This is a genomic window from Burkholderia sp. ZZQ-2, assembly GCF_050768715.1.
GTDB lineage: Bacteria > Pseudomonadota > Gammaproteobacteria > Burkholderiales > Burkholderiaceae > Burkholderia > Burkholderia cepacia.
The window spans coordinates 1-12,812 of sequence record NZ_LDVA01000320.1; the positions used below are offsets into that span (position 1 = coordinate 1).

Annotated in this window: 11 protein-coding genes and 1 pseudogene; 5 read left to right on the forward strand and 7 right to left on the reverse strand. The window is 59.7% G+C overall.

Features of this window, described 5'->3' with window-relative positions:
* Window positions 1–919 precede the first annotated feature (919 nt).
* From ABY44_RS29375 to ABY44_RS29385, 3 genes and pseudogenes are all read right to left on the reverse strand, one after another.
* A pseudogene (locus ABY44_RS29375) lies at window positions 920–1,403 on the reverse strand (3-hydroxyacyl-CoA dehydrogenase family protein); the annotation flags it as partial.
* An 81-nt stretch (window positions 1,404–1,484) separates the two neighbouring features.
* Window positions 1,485–2,915, reverse strand: a complete 1,431-nt coding sequence (locus ABY44_RS29380; protein WP_034178688.1) for an aldehyde dehydrogenase family protein — start codon at window positions 2,913–2,915, stop codon at window positions 1,485–1,487.
* Window positions 2,916–3,022: 107 nt separating this feature from the next.
* Window positions 3,023–4,276, reverse strand: a complete 1,254-nt coding sequence (locus ABY44_RS29385) for an aminotransferase class III-fold pyridoxal phosphate-dependent enzyme (RefSeq protein WP_152603866.1) — start codon at window positions 4,274–4,276, stop codon at window positions 3,023–3,025.
* Window positions 4,277–4,732: 456 nt separating this feature from the next.
* On the opposite strand from ABY44_RS29385, the gene solA reads away from it, so the two are divergent.
* The 3 genes from solA (at window position 4,733) to ABY44_RS29400 (ending at window position 7,620) form a co-directional block, all read left to right on the forward strand.
* Window positions 4,733–5,872 (forward strand): N-methyl-L-tryptophan oxidase, encoded by a 1,140-nt coding sequence (gene solA, locus ABY44_RS29390; protein ID WP_051983594.1) that lies wholly within the window; start codon window positions 4,733–4,735, stop codon window positions 5,870–5,872.
* Window positions 5,869–6,813 (forward strand): phosphotransferase family protein, encoded by a 945-nt coding sequence (locus tag ABY44_RS29395; protein ID WP_051983593.1) that lies wholly within the window; start codon window positions 5,869–5,871, stop codon window positions 6,811–6,813. Before solA ends, ABY44_RS29395 begins: the two co-directional genes overlap by 4 nt.
* A gap of 99 nt (window positions 6,814–6,912) precedes the next feature.
* The gene (locus ABY44_RS29400; protein WP_265183300.1) at window positions 6,913–7,620 is read left to right on the forward strand and encodes a histidine phosphatase family protein; all 708 of its coding nucleotides are present in this window, start codon (window positions 6,913–6,915) and stop codon (window positions 7,618–7,620) included.
* 16 nt (window positions 7,621–7,636) lie between these two features.
* Here the strand turns inward: ABY44_RS29400 and ABY44_RS29405 are convergent, their stop codons facing one another.
* Window positions 7,637–8,341, reverse strand: a complete 705-nt coding sequence (locus ABY44_RS29405) for a helix-turn-helix transcriptional regulator (protein ID WP_034178686.1) — start codon at window positions 8,339–8,341, stop codon at window positions 7,637–7,639.
* A gap of 251 nt (window positions 8,342–8,592) precedes the next feature.
* Here ABY44_RS29405 and ABY44_RS29410 point away from each other — a divergent pair, with 251 nt between their 5' ends.
* Both ABY44_RS29410 and ABY44_RS29415 read left to right on the forward strand, forming a co-directional pair.
* Window positions 8,593–9,231, forward strand: coding sequence for a TetR/AcrR family transcriptional regulator (locus ABY44_RS29410; RefSeq protein WP_081938334.1), 639 nt, complete (start codon window positions 8,593–8,595; stop codon window positions 9,229–9,231).
* A gap of 23 nt (window positions 9,232–9,254) precedes the next feature.
* Window positions 9,255–10,307 carry a GlxA family transcriptional regulator gene (locus ABY44_RS29415; protein WP_063835047.1) on the forward strand — a complete coding sequence of 351 codons (1,053 nt, stop codon included), beginning with the start codon at window positions 9,255–9,257 and terminating at the stop codon, window positions 10,305–10,307.
* Between the two features lie 151 nt (window positions 10,308–10,458).
* Here ABY44_RS29415 and ABY44_RS29420 read toward each other — a convergent pair whose 3' ends face one another.
* The 3 genes from ABY44_RS29420 to ABY44_RS29430 all read right to left on the reverse strand — a co-directional run.
* A complete protein-coding gene (locus ABY44_RS29420; RefSeq protein ID WP_080287976.1) occupies window positions 10,459–10,842 on the reverse strand; it encodes a VOC family protein in 384 nt (127 codons plus the stop codon).
* 70 nt (window positions 10,843–10,912) lie between these two features.
* Window positions 10,913–11,770 (reverse strand): S-formylglutathione hydrolase, encoded by an 858-nt coding sequence (gene fghA / locus ABY44_RS29425; protein ID WP_034178685.1) that lies wholly within the window; start codon window positions 11,768–11,770, stop codon window positions 10,913–10,915.
* A 16-nt stretch (window positions 11,771–11,786) separates the two neighbouring features.
* Window positions 11,787–12,812, reverse strand: a 1,026-nt coding sequence (locus ABY44_RS29430; RefSeq protein ID WP_301763661.1) for an S-(hydroxymethyl)glutathione dehydrogenase/class III alcohol dehydrogenase, incomplete at its 5' end; no start/stop codon positions are given.

Below are 12,812 nucleotides of genomic sequence, written 5' to 3' on the forward strand. Positions count from 1 at the left end.
ACGCCTAGTCTTTCGAGCCACGGCTCTTTCCGCAGAACTACGCGCGAGAGGAGCAAGCTTACCGTCGCAGCCCCCGGCCTCTCCATTGCGACATAAAAGCCAAGCACACATCTCGTAGCAACGTCGAGAGCCACAGACAGCCACGGTCGACCGATAATCTGTCCGTCCAGTTCGCTAACGAGCAGGATGTCCGCTTGCGTGTGATCAACCTGCACGATATCTAACGGATGTCGGACCTGGAATGTGCCAGGGGCAACTGCAGCGTTCGGGAGGGCAGCTCGTGCCAAAGCATCCTGCTCGCGATAGGAGAGCCACCGTCGAGCTATTGTTGACCTGCTTGGAGGCGATAGACCTGCAACGCTGCAGCGACGTTTCACCTCAAGTACAAGATCAGTTGCAGGATGCGCAAGGTGTCGCTGATCAGGGAGCCATTCGTGCACGGCCTCGTCGATGACGCATTCGACGGCGGCGTCCAGTCTGCCCCCGGTCGCCCTACCCGGCTGCCTTGGCTCTAATGTGCTGGCGACCGGATCTGCGAGGAAACGTCGACGCAGGCGATATACGGTGGTGCAGTGAACGCCTAATAGCTGTGCTGCTCGTTCAGCCTGCTGTCGGGAAAGCACGCCGTTGCCAAGCGGTCGAAGCACGGACGCGATCTTCGCTGCTCGAGCGGCCCGCTCGTCGATCGAAGCCATATGGATCCCTATCAATCCACGCGACACGTGCGCCAGCAGTATTAAAGAACACATGCAACGTGCTAGCAACGTTAGTGAACATTGGCCAAGTTTCTGTTGCAGAAGCGCAACAACCAAGCCGCCGCCAGAAAACTTCAAAAAGCCCCTGTTCGCCAAGGCTTCTTTGAGAATTTCCGCTAGCAACGTTTCTGAACACGGCTAGCGCTAATAATGAACGCCTACAACAGCACGCGAAACACGCGGCCGACGCCGATCGCATCGGCCCACGCGAGCGGGCCGCACGGGTAGTTCACGCCCTTCTCCATCGCGAGATCGAGATCGGCGGGCGAGCACACGCCCTGGTTCACGGTGTCGGCCGCTTCGTTCGCGAGCATCGCGACGGTGCGCATCGCGACCATGCCCGGCACGTCCGCGACGCCGACGACGCGAAAACCCGCTTGCTGGAACAGGCCGACCGCATCCGCATAGGCTGCGTCGCTGCACTGCAGCGCGCGCGTCAGCGCGACGAGCCCGGCCTGCGCGTAATCGCGCGCGAGATCGACCAACACGAGGTCGGCCACGCCCGTTTGCGCGGCGCGCACGGTCGCGGTGCGGCCGTCGGTCAGCGCGCGACGCGCGGCCGGCCGTAGCCGGCAGTTCATCGGCCTGCCGGGCGCCCGCGATGCGTTCGGTGAAGCGCGTATGCAGTGCAGCGGCCAGACCGTCCTGCACGTCGTCCGGCGAAAGGAGCGGTTTTTGCAGGATTTCAAAACAGTAGTGAAAATGGAGCGGGCTCAGCAATCGACTGCGTCACTTTTTGATACTGATAACGTGTGGTTGGGTCATGGACTTCATGCCGTCAAGTCCAAACTCTACGCCCCAGCCCGACCTCTTGATTCCGCCGAAAGGGACCATTGGATGAATCGCACCATGCTGATTGATCCAAACGGTTCCGGCCTGAATCTTCAACGCAACTTCCGCTGCGCGATCAAGGTCCGACGACCACACCGAGGCACCAAGCCCCACCTCGAGACGATTCGCGCTATTGACGGCGTCCGCCAATTCGCCGTACTTGATGATAGGGAGAACCGGACCGAATTGCTCTTCATCCACCAGACGGGCACCATCCTTTAGACCGGTCACAAGCGTAATCGGATAGAAGTTACCGGTACCTGATGGGGCTATGCCCCCGCACACCACAGTTCCACCTTCGGCGCGCGCAGCTTCCACAAGCGCCAATACTTTGTCGTATTGCGCGCGGTTTTGAATGGGACCCATCGCGACGCCCGCCGCGAGCCCATCACCCATCGGAAGCATTTCAGCGATTGCCTTGAGCTCCGAAACGAGTTCATCGTGAAGTTGTTCGGGGACGTAGAGTCGCTTAATGCATGCGCACGTTTGGCCCATGTTGAGGAAGGCCCCCCAGAACAAGCCTTGCGCAATATCTTTGGGGTTCGCATCTGCCAAAACAATAGCGGCGTCGTTGCCGCCCAACTCCATCGTCGTAGGTGTGACGGTTTCGGCTGCGACCGCCGAAATGCGAGCACCGGTGGCGGTCGACCCCGTGAATAGAATTTTGTCTACGTCAGGATGCGAAGTCAGCAATCCGCCGACCCTGCCGTCTCCGCTCACCGTGTTCAGCACGCCCGGCGGAAGCACTTCCGCGATCAAACGAACCATCTCGAGCGTGCAGATACTGGTCAACTCAGATGGCTTGAGCACGACTGTGTTACCCATGCGCAGCGCGGGAATAATCTGCCAGATCGCAATCAGCAGAGGCCAGTTCCATGGCGCAATGGCGGCCACCACCCCATATGGCTGGCGGTGCATGACGTCGCGTCGAGTCTCGTCCTCGAACACGACCTCAGGAGCCAGGTCCAAGCTCGCAGGCACACGGGTCCATACCTCGCAGCCCCACATCTCGAATCGCGAACCGGGGATCTGATCCGGACCCACTCCGCCCAAGGGCTTTCCTTGCTCGCGGGTAATCCACGTGGCGAGATACTCGGCGTTCTCTTCGAGAACGTCGGCTACTCGCTGCAGCGCAGCCCTTCGAGCGTCGTCCGAAAGTGACATCCACGCAGGTTGCGCAGCCCGGGCAGCGGCAATTGCCGCATCGACTTCCGCTTTCGTCGAAATGGGAACCCGACCAATGGGCTCGGAAGTCGCCGGGTTGAGCGATTCAATGGTCTCCGCAGCCTCGACCAACATGCCGTTGACGACATTCAGATGGATTTTCATGCGTTGCCCCCTCTCTTGGTGCCCCAGGCTCTCAATGTCCGTACCGAACGTAGGCGATAGATGACGCAGGTCTACCGATCGCTTCCGTGCACTGGTTGAAATTCAGACTAGTGAAGCGCGGCTTTCACCACGCCGATGAGTCGGTCCGCCTCTTCCGCCGTCATGATCATGACGGGCTTGCATTGCAACGCGCTCTTGTTGAACGACGAGAACACTGCCCATACTCCGGCTTCGTACAGCTTGGGCATGGCGGTCAGTGCCCAGTCAGGCGTATTTCGACCTATCCCGCCGCTCAAGCCGATCGTCCAGTAGTCGAACGCGGCATCGGCAAAGCCTTCGTGGAATTGCTGACTCAACGAGCGCACGTGTCTGAGGAACGTCGGGTTATCGACCATGTCGAGGAGTTCGCACAGCACGGCGCTGCCGATTTCGTTCCCGCCGTACGTGCAGACCTGTCCGTAGGGAAACCGATGAAGATGATCGAAGATCGGTTGCTTCATCATCGTTGCCGCCATGGGGTAGACGCCGCCAGACAGGCCCTTTCCGCTCACGAAAATGTCCGGTTCAATGCCATGGTACTGCCACGACCAGACATGTCCGGTCCGGCCCATACCGGTCTGCACCTCGTCGATGAGCAACATCGCGCCTCTATCGCGACATAGCTTCTCCACAGCCTGCAGATATCCGTCTGTCGGGAGAAGGAAGCCACATGACGAGGGCTGGGTTTCCATGATGACTGCAGCCGTGTCGTCGTCGATCGCCACTTCCATCGCGGACAGGTTGTTCCACGGAACCTGGACGAAGCCTGGAAGCGGTCCACCGAAAGGAGCGGAGAATTCCGGGTCCGTGGTCGAGATGGCGATACCCGTGTGACCGTGATAGCCGCCCACGATGCTGATCACTTTCTGCCGCCCCGTAACGCCGCGTGCGAGCCGAATGGCGAGGTCATTCGCTTCCCCGCCGGACGCATTGAACACCACGCCGGCGTGCACGCCGCCGGTCGACCTGGTCAGTTTCTGCGCAGCTTGCGCCCGGATGCCGGAAGTGAATCGATGGTTGCCAATGTCCAACGTGTCGAGCGCACCGCGGAGTGCCTGGAGTAACCGCTCGTTGCGGTGGCCCATGTTGAACACTCCACCGTTGCAGTGCATGTTCCAGTACCATTTTCCGCTGAAAGCGTCCTGGAACTGCGCTCGCTCGCGCGCGCCAATGATCAAGTCTGCGCCGAGACCGCGCAGCAATCTGCCACTCTCCGACGCGAGGTAGCGCGTCGACGCCGCGATCGTCTGCTCGCGGCCTTCAAAAGGCTGCTCTGGCGCTGCGGTCGAGAGGTCCATCACCGAATCATCCTGAGTATTCAATTTCCGCTCCTGAAGAATTTCACGGAGGTTATGGCCATGAATCGGTCTCGGCAGACAATGCGCCGCGATGCGCCACCCTCTATCAACTGGCTAGATTCTTCACCAACGGCTTCGATTCCGAATCAATCGAAGGTTTGATTTGTTGGCAGCTTGCAAACCATATTGTTGGAACCGAGGGCTACCGACAGGCTCCCGAACAGGACGATGGAGCGAGCAAGGCTCGCGGATACCTGGGTTGTCGATTCCGATCTTGTTCCAGTAGCACGTACAAACCCTAGTCGAGTCTCCAACCTTTGGAGGACGACAATTTATTTTCTGCTGCGAAAAATGAATGAAAGTCCGGTTAAGACCGGGCTGCAGATGTCGATGCCGGCTGAGCCGACAACGACCGTTCATTAACGGCGAGAATCGTCGGACGAAAGACGTCCGCGAGCTCCATGTTCTTCGGGATTTATGATGAGCAGTTTCGATGTGATCGTTCTCGGTGCCGGCACCTGGGGTAGCGCAGCAAGCTGGCAATTGGCCACCCGTGGCTATCGGGTACTGGCGATCGATGCATTTCGTCCGCCTCACAAGGTTGGCTCGCACGGCGGTGCGACGCGCCTCGCGCGGCAATCGAACAGTTCCGGCCCTGCCTACATCAAGCTTACCGAAGCCGCTTGGGAAATGTGGGGCGAAGTTTCGAAGAAGGTCGGTCAGGACATTCTGGTCAAAACCGGTTCGGCGTTTATCGGCGAACCCGGTTCCGAGTGGTTCGACAAGACGCTTTCCAACCTGCAGAAAAGCGAATTCGAATACGAAGTTCTTTCCAATGCCGAGTCTTCTTCACGTTTCCCGTGGCTGAAAACACGGGAGCGCGAGTTGACGGTGTGGGAACCGAATGGCTCGATCATCCTGGTCGAACCTGCCATTCACTCCTTGCAGAAATTGGCCTCCGAACACGGTGTCGAGTTCCGCTTCGACGAACCCGTTCTGACGTGGAACGCCGACGCCAGCGGCGTGGAAGTCCGCACAGCTCAGGGCACCTATCGAGCAGACAAGCTCGTCGTCACCGCAGGCGCGAGGTCGAACAGGATCCTGAACCTTGACCTTCCCGTGGACGTAGAGCGTCAAGTACTCGTCAATTTCAAGGTCCCGGCGGGTCATGTCGCTTTGCCCGCCCTCTTCTTTGCCGCTCCCCCGGGTGACCCCGGAATGCCGGCTTACGGATGTCCCGAACCTGACGGCACCTACAAGTTCAGCGTCGCCACTCGAATGGACATCATCGATCCCGATACGATCAGTCAAGATATCAAGGCAAACGATGTCGAGCGCGTGCGCGAGGTGCTCCGTCAGCGCTTGCCGCAGCTCGATGCAGAACCGGTGGGTGGCGCGGTGTGCATGTGGAGCGAAAGCAAGGATGGTCATTGGCTTCTCGGGGCACATCCGGATCATAGGAATGTCGTTATCGGCGCGGGGTGTACCGGCCGCGGATTTCGTTACGCGCCAGTGGTCGGCAAAGCACTGGCCGATTTCGTCGATGGCACGGAACGTCCGGACCTCGACACCTTCACGACAGCACGGTTCAATCTGAAAAACAGCGAGGTGACGAAATGAGTGTCATCGAAACCGTCCTCGATGCTGATCTGCTCAAGCGCGCTGAAGATGTCATCCGTCGAACACCGGGTTGGGCAGAATCCCGGCCCGTGTTCGAATGGATGTCAGGCGGTGGTGCGCACAAAAACCTGGTGGCCATCGACGGCAACCGCAAGTGCATGCTCAAGTTGTGGAATACGACTTGGGAGGGACTTGGCGTGATTCCTCCGTCCGGCGTCGCGATGGAAAACACGCGCCTAGCCGGCGAGTTGGGTATTGGTGCGCGGGTATTGAAAATCACCACGGAACCACTCGCGCTGGTGGTCGAATTCCTTCCCGGCAAACTTCTCGACACCTCGGATCGCGCGGGCCGCAGGCGCCTTCTGAGCGCCGCGCGTCGCCTGCATGACAGCGGCGCTCGCTTCGCACGGGATTTCAGTCCGTTTTCGGACGCCAGATCGCAGTTTGCATGCGCGCGCCAACGCGGCGTGGACCTTCCCGACGGTTATGAAGAACTGTGCAAAGTGATGGCGCGCGTCGAAAAGGTTCTCGACCTCCGGATCACCGACTTCGTTCCATGTCACAACGACCTCTACGGTGCCAACATTCTCGAGACGACGACCGGTGACGTACGACTCGTCGACTACGATTTGTCCGGGAATGGCGATCGCTGCTACGAACTCGGTTTCATCGCGACGTACGGTGAGCTCGACACGGATTCAATCGGCCAGATGTGTGAAGACTACTTCGGCGCCAACGATGCAGGCAGGCAGGCCCGCGTGCGCCTCTTCGCACTAGCCGCCGATTACTGCAGTCTTGGTCTATGGACGGTCGCGCAAGGAGCAAGCGACAAGAATGCTGACTACGATTACGCGGGTGAATTGAATCGCAGCCTTGACAAGGTGAAAAAACGGATCGATTCATCCGAATTCGGGACACTGCTCCAGACCGCGGCCCGTTGACGCCACAGCTGCCGCGCGCACCGCGCGCAGGCAGCAATTTCCGTCTTTTCGTGTATGTCCGGATGCTCCGAATATCTCCACCACTGCGGGGGGCAGCAAATGAAGCATGAGCCCGTTTTGTCCGGTCGACGAAGGATCTACCTCGTCCGCCACGGAGAAGTGAACTACTTCCCTCAACGGGATCAAATGGACCAGGACCCGCCTCTTTCGAGCCTCGGAAGAGCACAGGTAGAGCAGACAGCCGCATTTCTGGAACAGAACGACGTGGTCGTTGACCGGATCCTCTCGAGCAAGTTGCTCCGATCCCTCGAAACGGCTCGGATCATCGGTAATCGTCTTGGCGTGGCCTGCGTGGAAAGCCTCGATACACTAGGCGAAATTCGTGGTAACGATGTCAGTGCCTTGTCTCAAACCAGCCTGGATCGAGCATTCTTTGCGGGAGTTCGACTGGTGCCGGATTCTTGGGCGTTTATGAATGGCGAGACGCTTCGCGACTTCACGGCACGGGTCGATTCCGAGATCGATGCATTGCGGTTGGACGACAGCTGGAAAGTGGCGCTCCTTGCGGTACACGGCGGGGTCAATACCGCGATCATCTCCCGAGCGCTATCGGGAAATCGCGGCGCGTATTTCGCCGGCATCGAGCAGGATTACGCTTGTTTGAACGTGCTGGACATCGGCGCCGAACCTGAGGATTGGGTAGTCCGACTGATAAACTTTGCCGCGCACCACCCTTTCCATCCAACGCCGCTAGAAACGACGCTGGAGCAGTTGCTTTCCCGACACCGACAAGCGAACGCCGGCTAGAGGCGAGGCCGGCTCGTTACGACGAAAAGGCATTGATCTTTGCGATCAGCGCAGCACGACTATCGACGCCGACCTTGTCGAAGATGTGAACCAAGTGTGTTTTCACGGTCGTGACGGCGATCGACAGATCCCCTCCAATCATCTTGTTGCATCGACCAGCCGCCACCAGTTCGGCAACCGCTACTTCTCTTTTTGAAAGGCCGTGGTCGTTCGCCAGCCACTCGCGGATGCGAATTGCCGAAGATTGGGGGCCGCTTGCGATATTGTGCTCGATGTAAGGCTGTGCAATCCGACAACGTTGCAGCAGTTCAGTCCTGCGATCTGGAACGGCTGAGCAGTCGTTCAGAAGCACACTCAATCCTCCGACCATTTGTCCATTGCACCGGAAGAATAGTTCGATAGTGTCCCGGAATCCATGCAGTCGCATGAAGCGGTGGTACTCCCGGTCGCCGTCGCTTTCGCCAAGTTCGTTGCTCAGCAATGCGGTAGCGCCTCCTAAGGATTGGGCCCGGACAGGAGAAAGTGGGTCGAGATCCCCCGCATACTTCAAGTAATCGCTGAGGAAGCTCGCAGGCACGTTCAGCAACCTGAACCGAGACTCTCGCGTTTCGTCGTCGATGTGATAAAACGCAATCGAGTCGACACCCAGCAGATTCGACATGAAATTCAATGTCTGCCTTGCAAATTGTTCGGCGCCCGCCTTCTCGCTACGCATGATCATTTCCCTGTTCGGCAAAGATCGCCTTCCTCCTGAACACTTGCCAGGAGTGAAAAATCGACCTGAGGTAAACACGCACCGTGACGAATCCATGTTAGAAAGCAAAAAAACGCGAGTCAATACTCCAAAACCATAAATTGGACTCCGTGTACAAGTTTTCTTGCCAAGTGAACGACTCCATCCCACAATAGAACGGTCGGCGTTGTCGCCCGACGAGTGCCCTCAACCCCCAAGCCGCCGTGTGAGACAGTCGAATGCCCGAACCCGCATCCACGCTCCTCGCAGTAACCTCGAAAACGCCGTTGACCTTGCGTGAGCGCAATAAGCTTCGAGTCAGGGACGATCTTGTCGATGCAGTAACGACGGAGCTTGCAGAAAGCGGCGAGGGATTGTGTGCGCTGGACGACGTTCTCAGACGGGCGGGCTTGTCCAAAGGAACGTTTTACAACCACTTTCCGGGTGGCCGCGATCAACTGCTTCTTCTGGCTTACGAGCAGATCGGTGCCGAGTTTCAACGAGATAGCACCACGCGTCGGGATCGCGGAATTTCTCCTTCGGAGAAGATCATGGCGTTCGCGGACGTTTACTTCTCCATCTGCGCGGATCCGCGCAAGGGAAAGCTGTACAGTGTTGCCGAACCAGCTCTGGCACCGATTTTGGCGCCAGCGATCGGCAGGTCATCCGGTTGGGTTCGCGCCGAGATCACGGATGATCTGAGAGCCACGCCGCAATTCCGGGGGAAGAGGGGGCATTCTCGCGCCGATGCGTGCGCTATTCTGCTCGTCGGTGCGATCCGGGAGGCAGGTAGACGAACGTACGTCGACGCCACGACCGCACCGCCATTGCGCGCCGAATTGCTTTCCATCGTCACCTCCATTCTTGGAGGTGAATAGACTCATTGTGGTCAATACAGCGTATGAAGAAGCGGCTCACTCATCCGGCCATCACCATCGACCTGATCATTTATGAAGGTTTCAAGCTTCTGGACGCGGTCGGACCGATGTCCGTGTTCTCTTATGCGAACATCCATCTTGCGGAGCTGGGCCGCCCGCCAGGTTACGACGTGCGGATTGTTGCGAGCAAGGTAGCCCCCATTGCATCCGACTCGGTCGCATCCCTCACACCGACCAAATCGCTTTCTCCATTGTCGGTGCCGCATACCGCGTTCGTCGTAGGCACGCGGAGCATCGACGACGCCGTCACGCAAAACCCTGAAATCGTTGATTGGTTCGGCTCGGCGGCGAGTCGGCTCCAAAGAACCGCGGGACTGTGTTCCGGCGTCTTCTTCCTTGCCGCCGCCGGTCTGCTCGACGGACATCGCGCCACGACACACTGGAGCGTTCGAGATGAACTGAAGGATCGCTATCCTGACGTTTCAATCGATGAGGAATGCATCTTCCTGAACGACGATTGGCTGTGGACATCAGCTGGCGTCACTGCCGGGATCGATCTGGCACTCGCAATGGTCGAGCAAGATCACGGTCCGGAACTTGCCCATCTGGTCGCCCGCGATCTCGTGGTCTATCTGAAGCGCTCGGGCACACAGTCGCAGTTGAGCGTACACCTTCGAGTTCAGCAGACCAGCCGAATTGAAATTCGGCACCTGCAAGAGTGGCTTCTGGAAAACATCACACGGAAGCTCTCCGTTGCCGAGATGGCCAGATACATCTCAATGAGCGAGCGTAACTTCTTGAGGGTATTCCATGAGGAAATGGGCATGACGCCTGGACGTTATCTGGAGAAGACACGTATCGATATGGCGAGCCAGCTACTTCGCGATACGTCCCTGCCTGCCAAGGCGATCGCGAGCCACGTCGGGTTCGGGAGCTACGAACTGATGCGACGCTCTTTTCAAAAGGTGCTCGGTATAAGCCCGAGCACCTGCAGAAGCGCAGACGAAAAAACGAAGCCGAAAAATGCCGCTTACGCTTCGGCTCAGGTGCCGCCAGCCGATCACCGAGAAACCTGAAAGGGGTGGATTCCTTTACCCGGATGGGAAAGGTTCCGCCTGCCTTCGTTGCGATTGCGAGACGAACGCAGGCGGATCGATCCGATAGAAGTAGTACTGGCGCGGCGGGAAAACTCAAGGCCAAAGGCCCATTTCTGGCAACGGCGCCAGGTCATTCAGCCTTGAAGCAATAGACAGCAAGTTTGTTGCCATCCAGATCGCGCACATAAGCAGCGTATGCGTTTGGTGCCCAGCCACGCGGTCCCGCAGGACCTTCGCATTTTCCACCGGCGGCAAGCGCGCTCTTGTGGAATGCGTCGATCGACTTGCGATCGGGTGCTTCAAACGAGACGGTCACACCGTTCCCGACGGTGGCTGCCTGGCCATTCGCCGGCTTCAGAACGAAGAAAGACGGAGACTCCTGACCCCAGATGGAGCCGCTGTCGTTGAGGTCGGCGACACGCTTCAAGCCGATTTCTCCAAGCACACGATCGTAGAACGAGCGCGCATTCTCGAGATTGTTCGTGCCAACAGTGATGTGCGTAAAGACTGCCATGATTGTCCTCTTTGAGTGACGTGATGGTACGGCGCAGCGCGCCAGAATGAATCTTCGGATGAATGTGTATTCACCCTCGGTACGCACCGAGGGCACGCGCGTGATGCGCGATGTGATCGGAGATGAACGTCGAGATGAAGTAGTACCCGTGGTCGTAGCCCGGATGGCGGCGCAGCGTCAGCGGCTGGCCGGCCTTCGCGCACGCGGCCTCGAACACGTCGGGGTTGAGCTGGTTCGCGAGGAACTGATCCGCGAGGCCCTGATCGACGAGGATGCCGTCCGCGAACTTCGGCGCATCGGCGCGCGCGACGAGTTCGCTCGCGTCGTGTGCCTTCCAGGCATCGCGATCGGCGCCGAGGTAGCCCGAGAAGGCCTTCTCGCCCCACGGGCAGCGTGTCGGCGCGGCGATCGGCGCGAACGCCGATACCGACCGGTACAGCCCGGGATGACGCAGCGCAAGCGTCAGCGCGCCGTGCCCGCCCATCGAATGACCGAAGATCCCGAGCCGCGCGCCGTCGATCGGCAGTTCGGCCGTGACGAGTTCGCGCAGCTCGCCCGTCACGTACGACTCCATCCGGTAATGCGCGGACCACGGCGCTTCGGTCGCGTCGACATAGAAGCCCGCGCCGACGCCGAAGTCCCACGCGTCGGTCTCGCCCGGCACGCCCGCGCCGCGCGGGCTCGTGTCCGGCATCACGAGCGCGATGCCGTGCTGCGCCGCGTATTGCTGCGCGCCGGCCTTGATCGCGAACGTCTCGTCGGTGCACGTGAGCCCCGCGAGATAGAACAGCGCCGGCACGCGGCCGTGCGCGGCCTGCGGCGGCAGGTACACCGAGAATTTCATCGGCAGGCCGATGGCCGCCGAATCGTGACGGTAGAAACGCTGCTCGCCGCCGTGGCACGCATGCGAGGAAACGAGTTCGAGCATCGCGGTGCGCTCCCGGTCAGTACAGCACGACCGAACGGATCGACTCGCCGGCCTTCATCAGGTCGAAGCCTTCGTTGATCCGCTCGAGCGGCAGCGTGTGCGTGATCAGGTCGTCGATGTTGATCTTGCCTTCCATGTACCAGTCGACGATCTTCGGCACGTCGGTGCGGCCGCGCGCGCCGCCGAACGCCGAGCCCTTCCACTCGCGGCCCGTCACCAGCTGGAACGGACGCGTGCTGATTTCCTCGCCCGCTGCCGCCACGCCGATGATGAACGACTGGCCCCAGCCCTTGTGCGTGCACTCGAGCGCCTGGCGCATCAGCTTCACGTTGCCCACGCATTCGAACGAGTAATCCGCGCCGCCGTCGGTCAGCTGCACGATGTGGTCGACCACGTTCTCGACTTCGTTCGGGTTGATGAAGTGCGTCATCCCGAACTTCTTCGCGAGCTCGACGCGCTTCGGGTTGATGTCCACGCCGATGATCTTGTCCGCGCCGACCATCTTCGCGCCCTGGATCACGTTCAGGCCGATCCCGCCGAGGCCGAACACGACGACGTTCGCGCCGGCCTCGACCTTCGCCGAGTACACGACCGCGCCGACGCCCGTCGTCACGCCGCAGCCGATGTAGCAGATCTTGTCGAACGGCGCGTCCTCGCGCACCTTCGCGACCGCGATTTCCGGCACGACGATGTAGTTCGAGAACGTCGACGTCCCCATGTAGTGGAACAGCGGCTTGCCGTCGAGCGAGAAGCGCGACGTCGCGTCGGGCATCAGGCCCTTGCCCTGCGTCGCGCGGATCTTCTGGCACAGGTTGGTCTTGCGCGACAGGCAGAACTTGCACTCGCGGCATTCGGGCGTGTAGAGCGGAATCACGTGGTCGCCCTTCCTCACGGTGCCGACGCCGGGGCCGACGTCGACCACGACGCCCGCGCCTTCATGGCCGAGGATCGCCGGGAAGATCCCTTCCGGATCGGCGCCCGACAGCGTGTAGTAGTCGGTGTGGCAGATGCCCGTCGCCTTCACCTCGATCAGCACTTCGCC